We start from the raw sequence: 22,397 nt of genomic DNA on the forward strand, positions 1-22,397 counted from the left end.
GACGCGGCTTTGGGATTAACGCCGATATGTGAAACGAATAAACAAGTCGATGAACTTGGCTTGGCAAACCTTTCGTGAGCTTCAGCACCGCGACACGAAACAAAGCCCCAAAATGAATCACTGCCCCCCATTGCACGCGTCCACCAGTTACGCATGCGCCCCGTGATTTTGCGTTATCGCCCGAAACAGGCTTCTCCCGAAGCCACGACTCGCTCGAGCCTGAAGATCCCTAACGAGCGCACATCGCAACATCTCGGCCGATCGATCTGTGTCGCTCGGTAACATGTCAATTGCTTTAATGAAATCGTCGATCGCGTCGCACGCGTCGCTGTCTGCGAGAACGGCAAACTTCTCGGTGTGGTTGTTGCGGACGGCGAGGAAAATTCCAGCGTCCGCGTCGATGAAGCAACACGATATACCCTTCCCGCTCCCGAAACTCACGATCATGTCTGCTGCGTCGATCGCGTTTGCGCCGCCGAGCGCAGCAGCCACAAAGGGCGCCTTGATATCCGCATCTACAAGCGGCACGCCGACGGACGGCCATGATTGGAGCACGCTCGTACCGGCCAGAAAATGCGTATTCTGTGCTTTCGACAATGCACGTACGAACCGGGCAATGCGACTCGACTCTTCCCGGACGCTCTCATCGTCTGGAATAAGGACGGCGAAGTCCCTATCCGTCAGACCGAACGCAGCTCTTGCTCCTTCGCGCGCGCCACGTTCGACGCGTTTTTGTTGCGGTGGCAAAAGCCTGATCGTTGACGACGCACGAAGGGAGCACCCGCGCGCCATGTCAGTGGAGAGCAAACTTGTCGATGTCGTGTGCTGGGTATCCAGCACGAATACACGTGCCGGAGCAAGGCGCCGCCTCAGCAGAAACTCATAGTCAGCGAGGGTGTCGGAGCATGATTCGAGTCCGACAAATATAAGTATATCCGGACAACCTTCCTCCGCGACGGCCGCTGCGCACGTCAACGCCGCAAGCAACGGAGTGTTCGCAGCGTTGGACCTGAATGTATTGCACTCGATATTCCCAACGTCGACCAGATCGACCGCCTCAAGCTCCTCAGCCGGCGAATAGCAGCTGAAAAATTCGTCGTTGAACGGAGCAATGATTTTAATCCCCATTCCAGAAATCGAGCGAATCCCTTTCACCCCGTCCATCACCAATTCAAGCGTGCCGCGCCGGACGACGGGGATTACAAAAAATAATTCTGATGTCAATTTTCCCTCGTTACCGTCGATTAATCGTCGTAGCAACATTCAATGCCTCGAGATTTTTTCACCCGCCGCTGAAACAGTCATATTGTTTTTCATGCGGGACGTATTGCATATGATTCCATGAAAATCGCATTTATTGCCAGGAAAGCGTTTGCGACCTTAAGAAAAAATCAACCGACTAGGCGGTAACCTAACGTCCTTCCTGTATTCCTGTGTTCAGTTTCCAAAACGACACCCCCGATCACCTGTTTTCATTGATCTTAATTTCGACGAAATCGTTTAATCATCAGCTTGCGTCGAATGTCCTGAACGGTCAACTTGTCAAGCAAATGAATTCGTGTACAACAAATTATATGGTTATACGTTTATCTATATCAGACAAAGTCATGCCCTTTGTCGTCAAGCATGGATTGATTCTTTTTCACCTGGATAGAATTGGTGCAATGCACCTTCAATGAGAACAATAATGAAGCAAGAAGCACACTCCCGAGTATTTCAGTCGCGCGCGGTCTCGATTCCGCAAACCGGCTTCCGCACAGCGAAAAAGCGGGACAAGCGCATAGGGCTTTTGCTGTTCGAGAACTGCTCATTCCTGGACATCGGACTGGTCGTTGAAATTTTCAGCCTTGCCAATTCTGTGGCGGTGGCTTGGCACGAGCAAACGGCTCATCCGTATGCGGTGTCGTTGCTGTCAAGCAAGGGAGGCCAGATTCGTTGCACGAACTCGATCACCGTCGAAACCGAATCATTGGACGCGACGGAACCTGCTTCATATGACGTGCTCTTCATTGCTGACGGAGAGGGGGCATCAGCGGCTGCCGACGATAAACGGACCACCGACTGGCTCAAGCGAGTATTCCAGACGGTCAAGGTCGTGCAGGCCTCGGGAAATGGAGCGCTACTTCTCAAAGGAGCGCAACTTCCAAGCGCACGTGGCATGATCGTCCCGATCAGCCCGGCGGGCACCCGCCTGAACACTGTTTCGGAGAATAACCTCCAGCTCGATATCAACGCCGGCTCGTTGATGCTCACCGCGCTCTCGCTTGTAAAAACGGACTTCGACTATGAAACGGCAGAAGGCATTGCAGAACAACTCATGCCCTTCTCTGGCCGCTGGCTTGCACCGCTTCTCGGGGATGCGCCTAACGCAAACATTGCATCGACCATGAAGGAAGCTGCGCGCTGGATCGAGGAGAACTGTGCACGTCCCATTACCGCGCACGACATGGCACGGAGCGTTTCTATGGGCGATCGGACGTTCCTGCGGCATTTCAAGGCAGAAATAGGAATGCCGCCTTCGGAGTATCTGCTGCGCGTACGGCTGGACATCGCATGCAGGCTTCTCATTACCACGACCTTGCCGATCGACAAGATCGCAAGGCGATGCGGCATGGGCAATGGCATTCGCCTCGCAAAGATTTTCAAACGTCGCCTGGCAGTCTCGGCGAGCGACTACCGCACTTTCGCGCGAACCGACTTCGACAATAAATGAGCGACGGGGGTGGCACCGCGCGACCGCGGGCCCACTTCCCAGCGTTACTTCTTGAATATTCCGACGATCCCCGTGTGATCGACAACCACTAGCGACGTGATCCTATGTCGCTCCAGCAGCACAAGCGCATCTTCCACCCTTGTGCCGATTTGCACCACGACGGGATCGCGGGACATGAACTCCGTTGCGGACTTCTCGAACGCGGTCTCTTCGTGCTCTTCAAGCAAGCGGCGGACGTCGCCGTCGGTAATGAGCCCGTCACCCGCCTCATTTCTGACGATGGCGAGACCAAGCTTGCTCTTCGTCATCACTGACAGGACTTCCATGACCTTGGCCGTCCCATCAACGAAGGGCAGATTGTTGCTGACCATCTCGTCTTCGACCATGCTCAGCAGTCGACGGCCGAGCGAGCCTCCGGGGTGAAAGCGGGCGAAGTTCTCAGGCTTGAAATCGCGAGCCTCCATCAGCGTCACAGCAAGCGCGTCGCCCATTGCAAGCGCGGCTGTCGTCGAAGCGGTGGGCGCGAGCTGTAACGGACACGCTTCGGTCTCCACGCCTATGTCCAGATGACAATGGGCAGCTTTAGCCAACGTTGAAGACGGATTGCCTGTAAAAGCAATCATCTTGTTGCCGTTCTGCCTGAGAAACGGTAGGAGTTGAATCACCTCATTGGTTTCTCCCGAGTTCGAGATCGCAATGAAAACGTCGCTCTGTTGCACCATGCCCAGGTCGCCGTGATACGCCTCCGCTGGATGCATAAAGAACGCCGGCGTGCCCGTGCTCGACAGGGTCGCCGCAATCTTGCGTCCGACGATGCCAGACTTGCCCATTCCGCACACGATCACTCGGCCAGTCGAGTCGATAATCGTCCGCACAGCCTTCGAATAATTGTCGTCGAGCCGCGCCGCCAGCGCAGCGACGGCACGCGCCTCGACCTCAAATACGCGTGCGGCCGACGCAACAAACCCTGGATTGCTCATGACGAACCTCCGCTATAGCAAGTAGATAATCGGTTACGCGTTGCACGTCGTCCCAGGTGTCGACGCCATGTGGCGGCGCTTCAGGCCACGTCATGACCCTGATCGGAATGCCGAGCCAGATCGCACGCAATTGCTCGAGCTTCTCCGACCGTTCGAGCACACACACAGGTGCCCGCGTCAATGTGTCGATGACATCGCGCCGATACGCGTAGATTCCGATATGGCGCAGAAAGCCTGACAAAGGCCATTGGTCGGGATTCAAATCACGAAAGTGAGGGACGGCTGAGCGGGAGAAAAGTGCAGCATCGCCACGTGCATTGAGGACAACCTTCACGACATTTGGATCATGCAGATGCGTACGCTCCGTGACGTACGCAGCGATGGTACCCATGAGCAATGCGGGGTCGGCGACGCAGAAATCAACGAACTCTTTCAGCAACGCCGTTGGAATAAGCGGCTCGTCTCCCTGAACGTTGATGACGATGTCGTTCGGGTGCCAGCCGAGCCGCCGTGCGACTTCTGCAGTCCGGTCGGTGCCCGACTGATGTTGAACATCGGTGATGAGCGTTGGAATCCCCCTGTCGACGAGCACAGTCGCGATGCGGCTGTCGTCGGTCGCGACGATGATCTGCGCGTCGGCACCCAACGCTTCCCTGACGCGCCGATACACGCGAACGATCATCGGTACGCCCGCCAGTTCAATGAGCGGCTTGGCGGGCAGACGCGTCGATCCGTATCGCGCAGGTATCACGACATGCAAGCGTGACGCGTTATTGGGTGACGTCATGTCGGCTCCATGATTCGATGAGAGGGCATAGGCGGCGTCGCGCGACACCGTGACCACCACCACATTGCGCGACGTAAGCCGCCGCGCGCAGCACGAGCGGATGCGCGTCAGCCGGTGCGCACGCGTACCCGGCAACGCGCATCACGGCAAGGTCGATGACATCGTCGCCGACGAAAGCGATCTGTGCATCCAGCAGGTTCCGCTCGGCCTTGATTTGCTCATACGCCACCAGCTTACGATCGCACCCGGTCACAACGACATCGAACTTCAGTTGACTGGCCCGCAGCGTCAACGCTGGGCTCGAGTTTGCCGACAGGATTCCTGTCGCGATGCCGTGCGAGCGAAGCAATGCGACCGCGACGCCGTCCTTCACGTTGAAGCGCTTGATACACTCGCCTTCGCCATCCAGATAGATCGAGCCGTCCGTTAACACGCCGTCCACGTCGAACAGCACCAGCCGGATTGCCCCGCGATATTGCGGACTCACAGCCGGCCTTCCTCGACAGAGACAAAGGACTTGACGAGATCGTCCAATGCCTTCATTTGCGTCAAGAACGGTTCGAGCAGGTCGAGCGGCAACGCGCTCGGTCCGTCGCAACGTGCCTGATCGGGATTTTCGTGCGACTCGAGGAACAATCCCGCGACGCCCGCCGCAATACCGGCACGTGCGAGTTCAAATACCTGTTTGCGACGTCCCCCGGATGCTTCGCCGAATGGATCGCGGCATTGCAGGCTGTGCGTGACGTCGAAGATCACGGGGCAGTTGTCCGACACTTCACGCATGGTCCGAAAACCGAGCATGTCGACGACGAGGTTGTCGTAACCGAATGAACTGCCCCGCTCGCAAAGAATGACACGCGGGTTGCCCGCTTCACGGCATTTGCCCACGACATGCTTGATCTGTGCGGGGCTCATAAACTGCGGCTTCTTGATATTGACGACGCGCCCCGTCTGTGCGATCGCGACGACGAGGTCAGTCTGACGCGCGAGGAACGCGGGCACCTGTAACACGTCCACTACCTCGGCGACCGGCTTGGCCTGGTCAATCTCGTGCACATCGGTCAGCACGGGCAAGTCGAATTCGCGCTTGACCACTTCGAATATCCGAAGCCCCTCCTCTAACCCGACGCCACGAAATGAATGAATTGATGAGCGGTTGGCCTTGTCGAACGAAGCCTTGAACACGAAGGGAATGCCGAGACGTCGCGTGACGTCCACGTATCGCGCACATGCGGTAAGGGTCGAATCCAGGTCTTCCAGCACATTGATTCCCCCGAACAGCACGAACGGATCCTGATTGGAAACGGTCACGTTGTTCGCGATGACCAGCTCTTGTTGACTAGCATTCATGTCGTATATCTCCGGTATCAAATGCGTATTCAGCGCCCGCCCCCGGGCGTCGTGGCGTAGACGCAAAAGTCAGTTTGTCCCGCAAGCGTCCGCGGCCGCCCCGCCGCAAACCAGGTTGGCCGCGGGCGATGCCTGCCACACGTCAACGGTGCGCACTGTCATAGGCTGGGTGCGGCCGGTGCCGAGAATCAGCACGAGATGATTCTTGTCGAGCACACTGAACCCGGCGGATTTCATCTCCAGTTCAGGCTCGCGATCCGTGTGACGTTCCCACCTAGTCGGCTTGCCGATGGGCTTGCCATCAAAGAAGAACTGAGCGCGTCCGGGTGTATGCGCGGTCGCTGGAATCCAGAGGAAGCCGTACGTATGAAAGCAGTTGAAATCGGTTGCGGGCGGCGGCTTCATGCGCACGTCCGGAGTTGCCGTCGAGTGATGACAGTAGCCTCCCGTGCATGTCGCCTGGTAGCGTCCGTACCAGTCGTGAATCGCGCTTCCGTACCACGCATCAGGAAGACCAAAGCGGGTGAGGTCGTACTCGAAAATGTCCACCTCGATAAAGCGTTGATAGCCCTTCGGCTGGCCGGGCCATTGCTCGCCAGGCAACGCCGCCAAATGTTCGATCGCCATCCCCCAGAACGCCGGCCAGCCCTTCTGCGGCGCTTCACGGGACGCGGCGGGATCTAACTGGAGTTGCGCCTCGATATAAGCCCCGCCGCCAAAAGCAATACCAACCCAGCCTTTTCCGTCCCGGGTGGGGGCAGCCGTCGCAATGCCGTAATTTGCGCGACGGCTGTCGGCCAGCACGACACCCTCCCCCCCATTAGCCAGTGATACGGCCGAGCGTTCAAGCGGCGGGTAACCGAAGAAGCGCCCGCGGAACCATTGGAAGTTCGCCGTGCGCTCATCCTGCAAGTCGACAGATCCGGCCGTAAAGCGGCTATGAAACGTGTGCGAAACATAGCCCGCGCTGCCGGCCGGCGCCGGCGCAGTATCTCCGCTGGCGCTCGCTGCCTGTGCGGCCGCAAGAATCGGCAAGGCTCCAAACACGCAAGCCGACACAATGCGACCCATCCACTCGTTGGCCGATCCTTCACGCACGCGTCTATTTCGTGGCATCGCTTTCATAGGTATAGGCCGCGTAACGATAGGCGCCGTACTTTGAGCCATATCCGTACTTCGCGTGCCTCAGATTAAGACCATTGAAGAGTACGCCTGTCGCCGAAACGCCATTCTGCGCGAGGCGCTTCATAGACTCCGTGAGTTCGCCCATCTTCGTCACTGTCGCTCGCGCAACGAGGAACACAGTTCCCGCAGCCGGCGCGAGGATGCCTGCATCGGCAGCCGCCAATACAGGTGCCGTATCAATCACAATGATGTCGTACATGGCCGAGACTTCGCGAATCAGGTTGGGTACGCGCTCGCTGAGCAGAAGCTCAGCGGGGTTGCGCGGCTGCACGCCCGTCGCGATGAAGTCCAGATTTGGCAAGACGCTCCTGTGCAACGCCGATTCGACCGTCTGTTGCCCCGAGATGATCTCGGACAGACCAATACCGCGCTCGAAGCCGAAATACTGGTGCAGGTAACCTTTGCGCAAGTCGGCGTCGATCAGGAGTACACGTCTGCCCGCCGTCGTCAGCACAGCGGCAAAGTTCGCCGAGACAAACGACTTGCCCACCGAGGGTGCCGGACCGGTAATCAGCACGACGTTGTTCTTCGCATTGAACATTGTGAACTGAAGCGCAGTACGCAGGCTTCTGAAACTTTCGATGGTGGGGTCCTCCGGTGCATCGACTGCGAGCAACTTGACCCCCGGTTCCTTTGCACGGATGCGACGGTAAAGATCAGGCTGAAGCTCACTCAGCGGAATCGTCGAGTAGACATGTAATCCGCTGCGCCGCTCGATCTCGTTTGGATCGCTGATGCCACGGAACAGCATATTCCTCACGAAGGCGACGACAACGCCAAGAAACACGCCGACCAGCGCCGCCCCGGCAATCACGAGCACCCGCTTCGGTTTTACGGGATCTTCAGGAATGCTGGCCCGATCGACGAGCCGCACATTGCCCGTCTTGCCAGCCTTGACGAGCTGCAACTGCTGGAAATTGTTCAGCAACGACGTATAGAGATCCGTGTTCACCTGCACATCGAGCATCAACCGCACGATATCCTGTTGTGCATCGGGCAGTGCCTTGATCCGCGCGGAGGTTTCGTCGCTGAAATGGCGCAGGTTTGCCATCTGGGCATCGATTGTGCGAATTGCGGGATGCCCTGGGTTGAAGCGCCGGGCCAGTTCATCGCGCCGCTGCTGCAATTCGAGCAACCGTGTTTTCGCGTCGGCTGACTGGCCGAGGGCGATCTTCGCTTCCTCGGTGAGATCGAGCGAGCCGCGCTTGTCCCGCATGGCGGTGTAGCGCGCCTGCGCCTGTTCAAGCCGCGACTTGATTTCGGGCAGTTGTGTGTTGAGGAACCTGAGCGACTGAGCCGCTTCGGCCGACTTCCGCTCGACGTTCTGGAAGACGTACTGCTCGGCGATTGCGTTGAGTATGCTGGCGACGCGCAGCGGATTCTTATCCTGCAAGTTTGCGATTAGAACACCCGACTGCTTGACCTTCTCCTGCACGTCGAGCTTGTCCTGCAGGTTCGAAATCGTCTTGACCTTCGAATAACGAGTCAAATTGAACTTCGCTCCCGGATTGCCTCGCAGTGTGTCAACGCGGAGATACAGAGCTCCATACGCCGACGGAATGGTCTCGAGCCTGCCAGGCTGACCGACGAAAGGCTCATCGAGGCCGCTGCCCGACAGACGGTAGTGGTTCGCGTCAACGACCGTCACGCGAAAACGCTCGCCCTCCAGCGTCTGGGGCACGTCGAAGCGTGGCACGTCGATACGTTCGGCGCCCCATCCATATCCGCCGAAACCGAAAAAACCGGGCTTCGATAGCTCGCTTCGGTCACGAGCGAGCCAGCTGCCGATGAGTGGAAAGCGCCTTGGACTGGCGTCGATGTAGAGGCGCAGCTTTTCGACCGCGCGTGTCACGACGAGCCGCGAAGCGAGGATCTGACTTTCGGCGGCGGCCGTCGATTTCACGTCGAAAAGCGACGACACGTCACCCAGCATGCTCTTGGCCGCAGACGCGTCGGGGCTTTCCTCGACCTGAATCATGATGTCGGTCTGATAGACCGGTTCTGCGATGAACGCGTACAGCACGCCGAGCGTGAGACACGCGCAGGCCACGATGCCGATCAGCCAGCGGTTTTCGATGACGACATCCAGGATCGTGACGAGGTCGAACTGCTCTTCTTCATCGACGGGATGCGAGGGAGGACGGGTCATTACGTTCATTCAATTACGCCAAGGTAAGCAATGCACCAATACAGTGGAAGCACGAAAGTCGTGCCACGATTCACGCAGTGAGCTTGATCCGCTCGACCCACTCGTCGACTCCGAGTGAGATCAGTTCGAGACAGCGCTCGAAGTCCGCGCGGGTGCCGCCATAGGGATCGAAGATGTCGCGGTCCTGAAAGTTGCCGAGCCGAAAGACCTTGCCGCGCGTCAACCGATAGCGCTCCTCGATCATTCGCTTCTGTTCGCCGTCCATGACGAGAATCATGTCCGCGCTGGAGCAATGCAGCGCGCCGAGCTGGATCGCCCGGTGCGCGTCGATGTCGATGCCGCGCTCATGCATCAGCTCGCGGGCGAGCCGGTCGGGCGGCATGCCGGAAAGGGCCCCGAGACCGGCGGACGGGATCTGGTACTTCGGCAGGCGTGCGCGCAGCAGACCTGCGGCCATCGGGCTGCGACAGATGTTGCCAATGCAAACGGTCAGGATCGATCGAATCATGCGTCAATTGCCTCGTGCAGTGCGCTGCAAGTAATAGGCCCCCGTCGTGCTGCCCAGGAGTGGCGTAATGAAGCGGTCCCAACGGATCACGCCGGGCGCGCCTACGTAAACAACATCGTCGGCCTGGAGCTGGAAACCGCTTGCGAGCGACATGGCCGACGGCGATTTGCTGTCGAGGTGATAAACGATCGGCAGAGCGGCCTCCACATTGCGGCGTATCACGTAGATTTCGCTCGCATCGCCCGTGACCTGGCTGACCCCACCGGCATCGCCCAGCGCATCGCTTAGCGAGAGACGCCCGTCGGTGCGAAACGGAACGGGGCTCTGCTTGCCCACTTCTCCCATTACGATGACGCGATGCTCAGCGAGCGGCGGCACCCGGATAACATCGCCGTTTTCCACAACGATATCGTTGAGGCTCAGCCCCTTCGCGCGCATCTGTGGCAAATCAATCCGGTACGTCACCGAGCCGCGCGTCAGCTGGATGCGCGAGGGATCACCCGTCGGCGGAATGCCGTTTGCCTGGTTCAGCAATTCCGCGAGCGTGCTGGGGACGTCGGTGACCGGCTTGACGCCGGGATTGCGCACCTCCCCGTCGACATAGGCCTTCTGGCTGCGAAAGCCGACCACCCGCACGCTGACCTGCGGATCGGGAATCACGGGGGCGAGCCTGTCGATCAACACGCGCTGCAACTGCTGTTCGCTCAGCCCCGCAGCCCGAAGTTGCTTCACATAGGGAAACTGAACGTAACCCCGGTCGTCCACGATGAAGCCTGGCGCGACCTGCGAGGCCATGCCCGCGCCGCCCGCCATGCCGCCCCCAACGTCGTAGGTGAGGTTCGGCATCACCAGCTCCGGATGGTCCCAGACGATGATCGACAGCACGTCCTGCGGGCCGATCCGGTAGGGCTTCGGCTTACCGACGAGCGGCGTGTAACTATCGTCCGACTTGACGCGCTCGCGGCTGTCTAGCAGATCGCGTTGGATCAGCGCGACGGTGATCGGCGTCACGATCGGAAACGAGTTCGGATCTCCTGGGTCAACGGGCCGCGACGCGTCGAAACCCATGCCGGGTGCGAACATACACCCGCCGAGCGTAAGGGCAAGGAAGAAGGCAAGAGTCAGTTTTGACGACGTGATTATTTTCATAGTCAGCAGATTGGATAGTGCAGTCAGTACACGTAATCACGGATGGTTCGGCCGCCCCTGGCAATCGGACGCAAAGGGCGCTACTCGGAGCCTGTCTGCGCAGCCGACGGCGGCGCGAACCACAAATTGCGCGGATTGCTCTTGTCCGTGATGTTGTACAGCGCGAACTGGCGGGCTAGCTTTGCACCGCCGTCGCGCGTCAGCGGTGACCAGCGAATCGCCGCGACGCCGCCCGTCGAGCGAGTGAACAGCGCATCGAACGGAATCGTCACGTAGATGCCCTTGTCGAAACTCCCTTCACCGAACTGTTTGCTCGACACGTTGGTCTTCGTCGCATACGCACCGATGGTCACGCCGTTGCGGAAGACACGGCTGATATCCAGCGTCGCGCCGCGATCCTTCGCCAGATACTGCCCGACGCTTAGTTCGACACGCACGCCGTTCCAGCCGGTGTCCCAATACAGCGTCACGTTGCCCGTCGTCACTGAGTAGTCGCGCAACGAAAAGTCCTGTCTGAAGTCACGCTGACGCACGCGGTTGACGTCGACGCCGAGTGCAAGCGAACTGCCCCACGGTCGATAGAGCCATTCCGCGCCGACCCCCGCAAACATGCTTTCCAGGTATCCGCCATAGACGCTGTAAAACTGATCGCGGCCAATTGCACCCACATGCGTGAGTTGCAGCAGCGGCATCGTGAAGCGGGATGTAGTCAGGTACTCGCGCAGATGCGTGCGCACGCGCGGCAGATTGCTCGGCGCTGTATAGGTGAACTTGTCGTAGTTGTCGACGATGCCAAGATTAAAATCGCCTGCGAGCCAAGTATCGCGTCGCAGACGCGCTTCCGCATAGGCATTCGCCGATATCTGATAGAGCACGAATCCGTTCGGCCCGCCGAGGGTCTGCTGGTACGCCGGACCCACGGAGACATAGAAGCGCTGCGGCGAACCCTCGTAGACGTCCGACCGGCGCGAGTCGTCGGCCGGCACGCTCGCAGGCGGCGATGTGTACAAGGCCTGCTGTCTGTCGATGGGCGGCAATGCACGGGTATGGTTCGTCACCCATGCGTCGCGGACCACCGCGTAACCAGTGACGGGCAGACCGCGTGAGCGCAGCGCGATACGGAAGACGCTCACCTCTGGCGGCGCATTCCGGTTCAGCACGGCCGCGATCTGATCGACCTTGTCCTCAAGGTAGAACGCGTCGACCTGGTCGAACACGACGATCAGTTGCGCGCCATCGCGATAGACGCTCTGCACAGAGAAGCCGGTTTGCTGCTCCAGCTCCCGCGCGGTCCCGCTCCATGCATCCGCATTCGCGAGCGGTGCCACGGGCGGTGCCGCAAACGACGCTGTGGACGTTGCCGCAGACGATGTCGTGGGGACCGCCGCAGACGGGATCGCGAGCGGTACCGGTGACGGATCGCTCACCTTCGGCGTGCCGATGTTGCTCAGGTTGCCGTGCAGCGTCACACCGAACATGGCGCGGTTCCCGCGCTCGAGCGCGGCCGTCACGTCGATATTCGAGTTCACGCGGTACACCGCGCCGAAATTCAAGCTCGTGCGCGTCGGGAATCGCTGGTGAAACGGTTCGTTCTGGTAATTGTTGCCGTCGTACTCGAGCTTCAGGATCAGCCTGTCCCACGGCGTCTGATATTGCACGCCGCCGAACAGCGACATCGGTCCGCGGAAATAGGACCGCGAGAACGTCCCTGCGTTGGACACATTCACGTCCGCCGTGGGCCGGTTCCTGAACCGGTCGCTGAACACGGATAGCGGATTGGGAATATTGCCGCGTGCGCCAAGATAGCCCCAGCCAATGCCAAGACTCCAGTCGAAATCTCCCGTGCGTTTGCTCGCAACGAAATACTCGCCGGAGAAAAGACCGGTCCCGCCGACATCGCGCATCCCGAATGCGAGCGCCGGCGTCGTTGCCGTCTCCTTCAGCAGGCGAACCTTGAAATCGATGCTCTTGTCCTTGTAGCTTTGCGTGCCGCTGAGCGCCACGGAGCCATACCGTTGCGAACTGATGTCGGTATAGCGGAAGCCGAACTCGAGCCAGTCGAGCGGCTGCAGCATCACGTTGAACCGCGTGTATGGCGACGTGGACGAAACGCTAATCGACGCTTCGCCTGCTTCGTTCATGCGCGCGGTAGGGGTTTGCAGGAGGCCGGCCGTGCCCCAGTCGCTGGCCGTGACAGGCAGGCCGCGCGCGTGAAACTGCGCCAGTTGCGGCACTGCCTGTGCGGGTCCCGGCTGTTGCGGCGCGACGTCGGCCTCAACGTCGTGTCCCGCGTCGTCGAGTCCCGATGGCCCCTGCGTCGCAAAAAATGTAGCGAGGCGGATCGAGAGCGACTCGGGCCAGCCCGAAGAACGGCCGGGCGCCCAGATCCATGCGCCGGGCGTGGGCGGGTCTTGCGGTGCCCGGTTCCATAGCGCGACGGCCGCCTTCTGCACCACACCGTCGGGCTGTACGACCCAGACCCAGTCTGGCGCCGCATCTGGATCACAAGTACGGATGTAATAGAGGGCCTCGGCCTGCACGACGTGAGGCACGGCGCATAGTGAGCCATCGCTGCGGATCACGGTGACGCTCGACGGGCGCTCAGGAATGGCGACGGCGTCACCGGCATTCAGGATCGGATCGTCGCTCGGATTGGCCTGCAGCCAGCGCGGATCGGCACGCTTTAGCACGACGCGACCCGTCGCCTTTCGAGATGCGACAAGTGCAGCGAGGCCGTCCCGGTTGGCTTGGGGCGGTACGTGTGGTCCTGACAGATAGTCGATCTGGTCGAGCAGCGTCTGCCTTGCTCCTTGCTGCAACGTACGCTCGCGCGCCGACTGCCACTGGATGCCAGTCACGTAGATATCCCGCTCCCGCCCCCGCGGAAGGGCGAGCCGCTCGGCGAGCCAGTCGCCCAGTCGCACGGATGTGCTGATGGTCACGACATGCTCTCCGAATGCGGGCAGGCTTGTGCACGATAGCAAACAATAAAACGCATAGACTCTTCCGCGCTCCAGCGCGTCCTTAATTCCGCTGGCCATGACGTCAAGCTTCGGCGGGCCAACGCTGCCAGCTGATACATAGCCGTGGATCGAGACACTGCTCGCCGTACACGACCACAGCCCTGCCATCTTTTTGCGTGACGGCGTAGCGCGCGTCGCGCAATGCGATGCGTCCCTGCGAATGCTCGACGTACCAGCGCAAACGCGCAGCGCCAGGGCCCGTGTAGCGGGTGTCCGAAGGCATGCCGATTGGCTGCACCGTCACCTTGTCGGACTCGTCGAAGTCGTAGCCCGGCATCATGTCGCGTCGGCGCACATATGATGTCGGCCCCGCAACCGAGAGCCAGTCCGGCGGCGACGCAAGCCGCACATTCATCCATTCCGTCGACAGGCCGGTAGCGCCCAGAAGGCGGCCGTTCTGAATGCGTAGCACCTCGCGCGCCCCGGAGTACCACACCTCGATATCGCCCTGCGGATCGCGCTCGACATTGCCCAGCACGAGAAGCGCAGCGCGTCCCTGTGAGGAAACCTTAAGATATTGATGACCTATCGCAAGGACCGTACGCTCGACTTGCGCCTCGCTGGTTTGACGGAGAAAAGCGTAGCTGTCGGATATCGCGCGCATGGGGTGGGTGCAGGCGCACAGCAAAGTGATCGACGCGCAGACCAGACTTCTCGCGAGCGTCGCCGGATACCGCTGTACATATGGGCGGGGGCGGGCACGAGCCGCCAGTTCTGTAATGCGCAAGGATCAGGGCGTCGTGCCAGTGGTGCCCGTCGTCCCCGTCGTGCCCGTTGAGGACGTGCCATTGCCGCCACCGCTCGCGACGGCAGCAACAGCGGCAGCCGTCGCGACGACGCCGGCCACCACCAACGCGGTGCCACTGATGCCACCCGGCGTCGCGACGGTCACAGCCGCCGCTGCGCCCTCTTCGCCCTGTGCGAATGAAAGTGAAGGCAACGCAAGCGCTGCTGCCGAGACCAGCGTAAGGAGCTTTTTCATAGATCACCTCGTTGGATGGCGACATGAGCCGCACTTGAAGGACGGGTATCCGCCGCCTTGAATCAGCCAAAGGCGACCGGTCGCTGCGATGCGGAAGCGACGGGATTATGTCGGCGCTGTCGCAATGAGGCGAATAGTACATTTGCTGCAGTGCAATCGACGTCCGTGACCAAAAACTGCAAGATTTTGACGACAAATGGAAATACCATTGTCGTGCGAATGCAGCCCACAGGCATTCATTGCCAATTTGGTTGATTTTCTCCGTCAATACCTTGGCCTTTTTCGTCACTACGGGTTTCCCGTTTTTTTGCTTGTGTATGATGCAACGCAAAATAGCATTGGCACTTCGTTGATACCAGTCAACGAAATTTCGGCGACTCATTTGAATTGAAATGGAACGTCGGCCGAGCATTCGGTAATAAGCAGACGTTGTGGATTCGTCCGACACACGAACGCGAGACTATGTGCGACAGGCCAGGGAGCGGCACTGAGGGCAGGCTTATTTGTGCTTTTCCGGCGTGGTGAGATTACGTGTTTCCGTTAATACTGGCACTCACAACTATTGGGGAACGTCATGCAAGCGGTTCGCTTTCTGGAAAGCAATCCCATTGTTTACCGCCTGGGTTTCTTTTCGCGCACGCTCGACGCTTGCATCGTTCTTATTGGTGCCGCGATCGCATTTTCTATGCGTTTTGATATTTTCATGTCATGGACGCAACCCATTATGGTGCTCGTTGCATTCAATACCGCAATGAGTGCAATCCTTTTTCCAGCGCTCGGCATTTATAAAGCATCGGACCGTGATTCATTATGGCATGTTGCAATGCGCATAATCGTTGGCTGGACGACTGTTTTTGTGATCGGCATTGCGTTCATGGTCGCTGTTCAACAGGCGTTTTCCGTATCGCGGCTCTGGTGCTGCGCGTGGTTCGCCGTCACGCTCGCGCTGCTGATTATGGTGCGCTCGGCCAATCATCGCCTGTTCCGTGTCGCGAAGTCCCACACACGCGTGAAGATGAAGCCAGTCGCGATCGTCGGCGCGAACGCGTACAGCAGGCAACTCATCGAGAAACTGAACCGCACGCCCACCGGGGGCTTCAAGTGCGTCTCCGTGTTCGACGATACCCCTGAAGCCGAGCAGTTCACCTGCGGATTGCCCGTCGTCCGCTCGCTGGATGCGCTCGCGGTCGCGGTGCGCGGTGGTGTGATCGACGAGCTGTGGCTCGTGACCTTCCGCGAAGAAGCGCGCATTCAGGCAATTCTGCATGAATTCAAGCACGAATTCGTCAACATCCGCTTTATCCCGAACGTCGAAGGCTCGCCGCTTTTCAACCATGCCGTCGACGAAGTGATCGGCGTGCCCGCAATCAACCTGCTGGCGTCTCCACCCGCCGATCATCGCTTCCTGCCTAAAGAAGTGTTCGACCGGCTCTTCGCGGCGGCGGCGCTCATCAGCATCCTGCCGCTGATGATCGCGATTGCGATCATGGTCAAGCTGTCGTCGCCGGGTCCGGTGTTTTTCAGGCAATGGCGCAAGGGCGTCAACGGCAACAAGTTCCAGATCTACAAGTTCCGAACCATGGTCGTGCACGCCGAAGACGCCGGCAAGCTCACTCAGGCGAGGCGTCACGATCCGCGCGTCACGGCTGTTGGCGCATTTCTGCGACGTATGAGCCTCGACGAGCTGCCGCAGTTCATCAACGTGCTGCGTGGCGAGATGTCGGTTGTCGGGCCACGCCCGCATGCGCTTCAGCACGACGAGCAATACAAGGATCTCGTACACGGCTACATGTGCCGGTATCGCATCAAGCCGGGCATCACCGGCTGGGCACAGATCAACGGCTATCGCGGCGAGACTGATCACATCGACAAGATGCAGTGCCGCGTCGCCCTCGATCTCAACTACATCGAGAACTGGACCTTTAGCCTCGACTTGAAGATCGTCCTGCTGACGCTCCTGCGCGGATTCAGGGGATTGCATGCCTATTGACGCGACACCCCCTCACGTCGCTCTGCTTCTTTCCGCGTTCCTTCTCTCACGCATGAGATTGCCATGACCGTCACGCACCTCGTCACCCGCAAGGGCCTGATCCTCGCCGGAGGAACCGGTTCGCGCCTGCATCCCCTCACACGTTCTGTCAGCAAGCAACTAATGCCTGTTTACGACAAACCGATGATCTACTACCCGCTCACGACGCTGATGCTCGCCGGGATAAGAGACATCCTCATCATTACGACCCCGCACGATAGCGAAGTTTTCTCCGCGCTGCTCGGGGACGGTTCCAGTTGGGGCCTGAATCTTTCGTACGCGGTCCAGCCGCAGCCGGAGGGCCTCGCGCAGGCATTTCTTATCAGCGAGAAGTTTCTCGGCGACAGCCCGTCCACACTGATCCTCGGCGACAACATCTTCTACGGAACGGGTCTCACCGCGTTGCTCGAGCGTGCCTGCGCGAGGCAGGTAGGCGCAAGCATCTTCGGCTATTACGTAAGCGACCCTCAGCGGTACGGCGTCGTTACGCTCGACGACAACGGCAACCCAACCGGCCTCGAAGAGAAGCCACGCGCGCCGCGCAGCAACTATGCAGTGACGGGCCTCTATTTCTACGATCGCGACGTCGTGCGGATGGCGCGCGAGATCAGGCCATCGGCGCGCGGCGAACTTGAAATTACCGACCTGAATCGCGCGTATCTCGAGCACGGCCAGCTCAGCGTCGAACTGATGGGTCGCGGCTACACCCGGCTCGACACCGGAACGCACGAATCGTTGCTCGATGCCGCCAACTTCGTCCATCTGATGCAGGCGCGCCAGGGTCTCCAGATTGCATGTCCGGAGGAGATAGCCTGGCGACGCGGATGGATCGGCGGCGACGACGTGCAACGCCTCGCGTCACCTCTTCTGAAGAACGGCTATGGCCAATATCTTGTCAACCTGTTGCGGCAGGAGGTCGCGCTTTGAACATCGTCGAAACGGATCTTCCCGGCGTGCTGATCGTCAAGCCGAATGTGTTCGGCGACGAACGCGGCTTCTTCGTCGAAACCTTCCGCGAAGCATGGCTCGCAACCGCGGGCGTGAATGTCACGTTCGTGCAGGACAACCAGTCGCGCTCGCGCCGCGGCGTGCTACGCGGCCTGCATTTCCAGCGGCTCAACCCGCAAGGCAAGCTCGTACGCGTGGCCCGCGGCGCTGTGTTCGACGTTGCTGTCGACGTCCGCGAGGGCTCGCCGACCTTTGGCCGATGGGTCGGCGTGATCCTCGACGACGTGCATCACGAAATGCTCTGGATTCCTCCCGGCTTCGCGCACGGCTTTTGCGTGCTGTCCGAGGAAGCCGACTTTGCCTACAAGTGCACGACCTACTATGACCCGCATTCGGACGCCGGCGTGCGCTGGAGCGACCCGGCCATCGGGATCGAATGGCTCGTGCCAACGGACACAACCCCGAAATTGTCCGACAAGGATCGCGCGCTCCCTCTGCTGTCGGAACTGGAACCACTGAAGGTGGCTACGTCCCTCGAGGTCACGATATGAGCCTCATGGACCACGCCTGCGGCGCGATCCACGCTGCACGAGGAGATACCCGATGACGATCCTCGTTCTGGGTGCAGGAGGTCAGGTGGGTCGCGAACTCGTGTTGCGCGCGGGCCATCGCCAGGTCGTCGGGCTCGACCGGCATGCCCTCGACATCACGGACCGCGATGCCGTGACGCGAGCGTTGCGCGTGCATGACGTGCGCATCGTCATCAATGCGGCCGCGTATACGGCTGTCGACCGCGCCGAGAGCGATGCCGAAGGCGCCTTCGCCGTCAATCGCGACGCTGTCGCCGTACTGGCTGGCGCGCTCGCGCGAACCGGCACGCCCCTCCTCCATCTGTCCACGGACTATGTGTTCGACGGCTCGCATCGCGCTGCGTACGCGCCCGACGCTCCCGGAACGCCCGTCGGCATCTATGGAAAGAGCAAGTGGGCAGGTGAAGAGGCAATCCGTAGGCGGCTGCGGGAACACGTGATTCTGCGCGTTTCGTGGGTGTTCGGTGCGCACGGCAACAACTTCGTGAAAGCCGTGCTGCTGCGTCTCGCTCGTGAACGTCGCGAACTCAACATCGTCAACGACCAGTTCGGTGCACCGACGTACGCGGGTGCCATTGCCGAAATGCTGCTCTCACTCGCTGACCAGCACCTTCGCGTAGGCCGCAACACCTCGCTTCCTTGGGGCACCTATCACTACACCGGGTCGCCCGTGACGACATGGCACGGACTGGCCAGCGCGACGCTCGCATACGCGGCGGAGCGCGGAATGATCGACGAGATACCGCTTCTGCGGCCCATCCCGACAGAAGCATACCCGCTGCCAGCGCCCCGACCGAAAAACTCCGCACTCGACATGGGTACGACAAGAGCCCTGCTCCGCTTCGAAGCGCGCCCATGGAAAGACGGCCTCATCGAAGTACTTGACCATTGGGCTGCCCATTGATGCGCTACACTCCTTCCACCATTCTCGTGACCGGCGGTGCCGGCTTCATCGGATCGAATTTCGTGCACCGCATGCTGCGCGCCGATCATACTGTGCGGATCGTGAATCTCGATCTGCTGACGTACGCTGGCACGCTCGACAACCTGACCGATCTGCCCGCGCCGGAGCGTCACGTGTTCGTGCACGGCGACATCTGCGACTCATCGCTCGTCGCGCAGCTCTTCGATGAACATCGGATCGACACGGTCGTGCACTTTGCCGCACAAAGCCATGTCGTTCGATCGATCGCCGATCCAGGTGAATTCGTGCGCACGAACGTGAACGGCACCTTCACGCTGCTCGAAGCCGCACGATCCGCCTGGCTTGGCGCGAAGGGCGTCAAGCCCCCGGAAGTTGCCCGCACACGGCGCTTTCATCACATCTCGACCGACGAGGTCTTCGGAACGCTGACCTTGGAAGATCCGCCATTTGCCGAGACGACGCCCTACGCACCCAATTCGCCCTACTCGGCTAGCAAAGCTGCGTCGGACCATCCGGTGCGCGCGTATTTCCATACCTACGGAATGCCCGTCGTCACGACGAACTGCTCCAACAACTATGGTCCACGCCAGCACGCGGAGAAATTCATTCCGACCGTCATACGCAACTGCCTCGAAGGCAAGTGTGTCCCCGTGTATGGCGATGGCCAGAACATTCGCGACTGGCTTTACGTCGATGATCACTGCCGCGCCATTCACCGTGTACTCACGCATGGAGAGCTGGGACAGACGTACAACATCGGCGGCCGCAACGAGTGGCGCAATAACGATGTCGTTTCGCTGATCTGCGGTCTGCTCGACGAAAGGCTGCCTGGACAAGCCCCACACGAACGGCTGGTCGAGTTCGTGACCGACCGTGCGGGACACGACCGGCGCTACGCAATCGACACAAAAAAGATCACCGGCACGCTCGACTGGGGTCCCGCTGAGGACCTCGAGAGCGGCATCAGAAAGACGATCGACTGGCAACTGGGATTGACACAATGAGGACGCTCATCACCGGAGGCGCGGGCTTTATCGGCAGCGCACTCGCGAATGTACTCGTCGCTCGGGGCGATACCGTCACCGTGCTCGACAATCTTTCTCCGCAGATTCACGGTAAGAATCCGAACGCATCACCGCTTTTTCAAAAGCTGCCCAGTCAGGTACGCTTCATCAAGGGCGACGTGTGCAGCGGGAACGATTGGGAACGCGCGCTCGATGGTCAGGATGCCGTTGTCCATCTCGCTGCCGAGACGGGCACGGGGCAATCAATGTATCAGGTCGATCGTTATGTTGAGACCAACATCCGCGGCACGTCGCTGCTTCTGGATCACCTGGCGCGGCCGGAAAATACGATTCAGCGCGTGGTCGTCGCGTCTTCTCGATCGATATATGGGGAAGGAAAGTATCTGGGCCCTAAAGGGTTCCTCTACCCGGTAACGCGCAGCGCGCATGATATGCGCAACGGCCGGTTCGAGTGTCTGGATCCGGATACGGGCGAACCACTCATGGTCGTCGCCACTGACGAAACGTCCAAGACCCATCCGAGCTCTGTCTACGGCATCACGAAGCTCGTGCAGGAGCAACTGGTGCTCCTGGTGTGTGCCGGAATGGGAATCGGTGCCGCGGCGCTGCGCTTTCAGAACGTCTATGGCCCCGGGCAGTCGCTCCGGAATCCGTATACCGGCATTCTGTCGATCTTCTCGACCCTTTTGCTTCAGGGCAAGAACGTCAACATCTTCGAAGACGGGCGGGAAACGCGCGACTTCGTATACATCGATGACGTCGTCGAGTCCATCGTTCTCGCGCTCGATGCCGCGCACATCCGGCAAGCCGCATATAACGTCGGCTCCGGCGTGGCAACGAGCGTGCTCGAAGTCGCCGAGACGCTGAAGCGGATCTATGGCGTCGCGGGCGAATTAAATGTCACGGGCGATTTCCGGCTCGGCGATATTCGCCACAACTTCGCGGACGTGACCAGGATTCGTGACGAACTGGGTTTTCAGGCAGGCGTGTCGTTCGGCGAAGGCGCAGCGCGCTTCTGCGAATGGGTGCGATCACAAACGATCGAAGACGCGGGCTATGAACGGTCAGTCTCCGAGATGCGTGCACGCGGTTTGATGAACCAGTCCGTAACTTAACAAGCGAGTCGAGCCGTGAGGTCTGTGAAAATCGGCATCGTGACGGTTCTGTTCAAGTCAGACAGCGTCATTGATGGTTTCATCGAGAGCATGAACGCTCAATCGTTCCGCGACTTCCACATTCTGTTTGTTGAGAACGACGTCGCCAGTTTCCATTGCGAGCAGGCGATCGGAAATGAGTTGACCGTTCCCTTTACCTTCGTACGTAATCGGGAGAACGCGGGTGTCGCGGCGGGCAACAATCAGGGTATTGACTTCTTTCTTGGTGACGCAACGTACACGCACATTCTGTTCCTGAATAACGACATCGAAGTCAATCCGGACTTCCTGCAAAAGCAGGTCGACGTTCTGACTGATCACCCGGAAATTGATGCGCTCGCGCCAAAGATGTTCTATTACAAGCCGAACGGAAAGGTCTGGTATGCGGGCGGCAAGCTGAGCTACCTCAAGGGAGGCTGCCGTCATTTCGGACACAACAAACGCGACCGGCTCACTCGCAAAGCGTTGTATCGCGTGGACTACGCGCCCACCTGTTCGCTCATCGTCAAGACCTGGCCGCTGCGCGATGCCGGGATCCGGATGTGGGAAGAGCTTTTCGTCTATTACGATGACACCGTTTTCTGCCATGAACTGACTCAAGCCGGGATCCGGATTTACTTCACGCCGAGAATTCATCTCTGGCACAAGATCAGTTCGTCGACGGGCGGTGCGAAGTCGGAGTTCTCCCGCTACTTCATGACCCGCAACTGGCTCTACTGGGGCATCAGACGTCGCAACCTTGCGGTGCTCCTGTCCGCGTTCGCCCTTGGTGGATTCCATTTCCTCGCCCGCAACAAGATCGAGATGCGCGCGATGCGCGACGCGCTGCAAATGACGCGTGCCTTATCAAAAGGTTGATGTCTTTGTGCGACCTCTTGGCTATACGGACTACAGGTAATC

20 protein-coding genes are annotated in these 22,397 nt (G+C 59.7%); 8 read left to right on the forward strand and 12 right to left on the reverse strand.

The genetic code is table 11. The features are described from left to right. Positions 1-147: 147 nt before the first annotated feature. Entirely contained in the window at positions 148-1,263 is a 1,116-nt protein-coding gene (locus B0G69_RS38920; RefSeq protein WP_121325330.1) for a hypothetical protein, read from the reverse strand. Between the two features lie 424 nt (positions 1,264-1,687). Here B0G69_RS38920 and B0G69_RS38925 point away from each other — a divergent pair, with 424 nt between their 5' ends. Further along, positions 1,688-2,713 (forward strand): helix-turn-helix domain-containing protein, encoded by a 1,026-nt coding sequence (locus B0G69_RS38925; RefSeq protein ID WP_121325331.1) that lies wholly within the window; start codon positions 1,688-1,690, stop codon positions 2,711-2,713. A 44-nt stretch (positions 2,714-2,757) separates the two neighbouring features. Here the strand turns inward: B0G69_RS38925 and B0G69_RS38930 are convergent, their stop codons facing one another. The 11 genes from B0G69_RS38930 to B0G69_RS38980 form a co-directional block, all read right to left on the reverse strand. Then, entirely contained in the window at positions 2,758-3,693 is a 936-nt protein-coding gene (locus B0G69_RS38930; RefSeq protein WP_121325332.1) for a KpsF/GutQ family sugar-phosphate isomerase, read from the reverse strand. Beyond that, entirely contained in the window at positions 3,650-4,528 is an 879-nt protein-coding gene (gene kdsB, locus B0G69_RS38935; protein ID WP_241991737.1) for a 3-deoxy-manno-octulosonate cytidylyltransferase, read from the reverse strand. Before kdsB ends, B0G69_RS38930 begins: the two co-directional genes overlap by 44 nt. Further along, on the reverse strand, positions 4,464-4,967 hold the full coding sequence (locus B0G69_RS38940) for an HAD hydrolase family protein (protein ID WP_121325334.1): 504 nt from the start codon (positions 4,965-4,967) through the stop codon (positions 4,464-4,466). Before B0G69_RS38940 ends, kdsB begins: the two co-directional genes overlap by 65 nt. Beyond that, on the reverse strand, positions 4,964-5,830 hold the full coding sequence (gene kdsA, locus B0G69_RS38945; protein ID WP_121325335.1) for a 3-deoxy-8-phosphooctulonate synthase: 867 nt from the start codon (positions 5,828-5,830) through the stop codon (positions 4,964-4,966). Before kdsA ends, B0G69_RS38940 begins: the two co-directional genes overlap by 4 nt. 69 nt (positions 5,831-5,899) lie before the next feature. Continuing rightward, positions 5,900-6,955, reverse strand: coding sequence for a hypothetical protein (locus tag B0G69_RS38950; RefSeq protein WP_241991739.1), 1,056 nt, complete (start codon positions 6,953-6,955; stop codon positions 5,900-5,902). Next, positions 6,933-9,173: a polysaccharide biosynthesis tyrosine autokinase gene (locus B0G69_RS38955; protein WP_121325337.1), complete on the reverse strand. Its 2,241-nt coding sequence runs from the start codon at positions 9,171-9,173 to the stop codon at positions 6,933-6,935. The genes B0G69_RS38950 and B0G69_RS38955 overlap by 23 nt, the downstream gene beginning before the upstream one ends. Positions 9,174-9,234: 61 nt before the next feature. Then, positions 9,235-9,672 (reverse strand): low molecular weight protein-tyrosine-phosphatase, encoded by a 438-nt coding sequence (locus B0G69_RS38960; protein ID WP_121325338.1) that lies wholly within the window; start codon positions 9,670-9,672, stop codon positions 9,235-9,237. Positions 9,673-9,675: 3 nt separating this feature from the next. Then, entirely contained in the window at positions 9,676-10,740 is a 1,065-nt protein-coding gene (locus tag B0G69_RS38965; protein ID WP_241991740.1) for a polysaccharide biosynthesis/export family protein, read from the reverse strand. A gap of 161 nt (positions 10,741-10,901) precedes the next feature. Next, positions 10,902-13,763, reverse strand: a complete 2,862-nt coding sequence (locus B0G69_RS38970) for a YjbH domain-containing protein (protein WP_241991741.1) — start codon at positions 13,761-13,763, stop codon at positions 10,902-10,904. Positions 13,764-13,866: 103 nt separating this feature from the next. After that, the gene (locus B0G69_RS38975) at positions 13,867-14,448 is read right to left on the reverse strand and encodes a YjbF family lipoprotein (RefSeq protein ID WP_121325341.1); all 582 of its coding nucleotides are present in this window, start codon (positions 14,446-14,448) and stop codon (positions 13,867-13,869) included. Positions 14,449-14,574: 126 nt separating this feature from the next. Then, on the reverse strand, positions 14,575-14,826 hold the full coding sequence (locus B0G69_RS38980) for a hypothetical protein (protein ID WP_121325342.1): 252 nt from the start codon (positions 14,824-14,826) through the stop codon (positions 14,575-14,577). 574 nt (positions 14,827-15,400) lie between these two features. Between B0G69_RS38980 and B0G69_RS38990 the strand changes: the two genes are divergently transcribed. The 7 genes from B0G69_RS38990 (at position 15,401) to B0G69_RS39020 (ending at position 22,355) form a co-directional block, all read left to right on the forward strand. Then, positions 15,401-16,816 carry an undecaprenyl-phosphate glucose phosphotransferase gene (locus B0G69_RS38990; RefSeq protein ID WP_121325343.1) on the forward strand — a complete coding sequence of 472 codons (1,416 nt, stop codon included), beginning with the start codon at positions 15,401-15,403 and terminating at the stop codon, positions 16,814-16,816. A 63-nt stretch (positions 16,817-16,879) separates the two neighbouring features. After that, positions 16,880-17,782, forward strand: coding sequence for a glucose-1-phosphate thymidylyltransferase RfbA (rfbA, locus tag B0G69_RS38995; RefSeq protein WP_121325344.1), 903 nt, complete (start codon positions 16,880-16,882; stop codon positions 17,780-17,782). Further along, positions 17,779-18,354, forward strand: a complete 576-nt coding sequence (gene rfbC, locus B0G69_RS39000) for a dTDP-4-dehydrorhamnose 3,5-epimerase (RefSeq protein ID WP_121325345.1) — start codon at positions 17,779-17,781, stop codon at positions 18,352-18,354. Before rfbA ends, rfbC begins: the two co-directional genes overlap by 4 nt. Before the next feature lie 52 nt (positions 18,355-18,406). Beyond that, positions 18,407-19,297 carry a dTDP-4-dehydrorhamnose reductase gene (gene rfbD, locus B0G69_RS39005; RefSeq protein ID WP_121325346.1) on the forward strand — a complete coding sequence of 297 codons (891 nt, stop codon included), beginning with the start codon at positions 18,407-18,409 and terminating at the stop codon, positions 19,295-19,297. Then, a complete protein-coding gene (rfbB, locus tag B0G69_RS39010) occupies positions 19,297-20,322 on the forward strand; it encodes a dTDP-glucose 4,6-dehydratase (protein ID WP_121325347.1) in 1,026 nt (341 codons plus the stop codon). The genes rfbD and rfbB overlap by 1 nt, the downstream gene beginning before the upstream one ends. Continuing rightward, positions 20,319-21,458 (forward strand): NAD-dependent epimerase/dehydratase family protein, encoded by a 1,140-nt coding sequence (locus B0G69_RS39015; RefSeq protein ID WP_121325348.1) that lies wholly within the window; start codon positions 20,319-20,321, stop codon positions 21,456-21,458. Before rfbB ends, B0G69_RS39015 begins: the two co-directional genes overlap by 4 nt. Before the next feature lie 24 nt (positions 21,459-21,482). Further along, on the forward strand, positions 21,483-22,355 hold the full coding sequence (locus tag B0G69_RS39020) for a glycosyltransferase family 2 protein (RefSeq protein ID WP_121325349.1): 873 nt from the start codon (positions 21,483-21,485) through the stop codon (positions 22,353-22,355). The last annotated feature ends 42 nt before the right edge of the window (positions 22,356-22,397 follow it).

The sequence above is a fragment of the Paraburkholderia sp. RAU2J genome (assembly GCF_003634845.1).
Lineage (GTDB): Bacteria > Pseudomonadota > Gammaproteobacteria > Burkholderiales > Burkholderiaceae > Paraburkholderia > Paraburkholderia fynbosensis.

Coding starts and splice junctions, on each gene's coding strand:
- B0G69_RS38920 (WP_121325330.1), bottom strand. CDS start 1,263: ATGTTGCTACGACGATTAATCGACGGTAACGAGGGAAAATTGACATCA.
- B0G69_RS38925 (WP_121325331.1), top strand. CDS start 1,688: ATGAAGCAAGAAGCACACTCCCGAGTATTTCAGTCGCGCGCGGTCTCG.
- B0G69_RS38930 (WP_121325332.1), bottom strand. CDS start 3,693: ATGAGCAATCCAGGGTTTGTTGCGTCGGCCGCACGCGTATTTGAGGTC.
- kdsA (WP_121325335.1), bottom strand. CDS start 5,830: ATGAATGCTAGTCAACAAGAGCTGGTCATCGCGAACAACGTGACCGTT.
- B0G69_RS38950 (WP_241991739.1), bottom strand. CDS start 6,955: ATGAAAGCGATGCCACGAAATAGACGCGTGCGTGAAGGATCGGCCAAC.
- B0G69_RS38955 (WP_121325337.1), bottom strand. CDS start 9,173: ATGAACGTAATGACCCGTCCTCCCTCGCATCCCGTCGATGAAGAAGAG.
- B0G69_RS38960 (WP_121325338.1), bottom strand. CDS start 9,672: ATGATTCGATCGATCCTGACCGTTTGCATTGGCAACATCTGTCGCAGC.
- B0G69_RS38965 (WP_241991740.1), bottom strand. CDS start 10,740: ATGGGTTTCGACGCGTCGCGGCCCGTTGACCCAGGAGATCCGAACTCG.
- B0G69_RS38975 (WP_121325341.1), bottom strand. CDS start 14,448: ATGCGCGCGATATCCGACAGCTACGCTTTTCTCCGTCAAACCAGCGAG.
- B0G69_RS38980 (WP_121325342.1), bottom strand. CDS start 14,826: ATGAAAAAGCTCCTTACGCTGGTCTCGGCAGCAGCGCTTGCGTTGCCT.
- B0G69_RS38990 (WP_121325343.1), top strand. CDS start 15,401: ATGCAAGCGGTTCGCTTTCTGGAAAGCAATCCCATTGTTTACCGCCTG.
- rfbA (WP_121325344.1), top strand. CDS start 16,880: ATGACCGTCACGCACCTCGTCACCCGCAAGGGCCTGATCCTCGCCGGA.
- rfbD (WP_121325346.1), top strand. CDS start 18,407: ATGACGATCCTCGTTCTGGGTGCAGGAGGTCAGGTGGGTCGCGAACTC.
- rfbB (WP_121325347.1), top strand. CDS start 19,297: ATGCGCTACACTCCTTCCACCATTCTCGTGACCGGCGGTGCCGGCTTC.
- B0G69_RS39015 (WP_121325348.1), top strand. CDS start 20,319: ATGAGGACGCTCATCACCGGAGGCGCGGGCTTTATCGGCAGCGCACTC.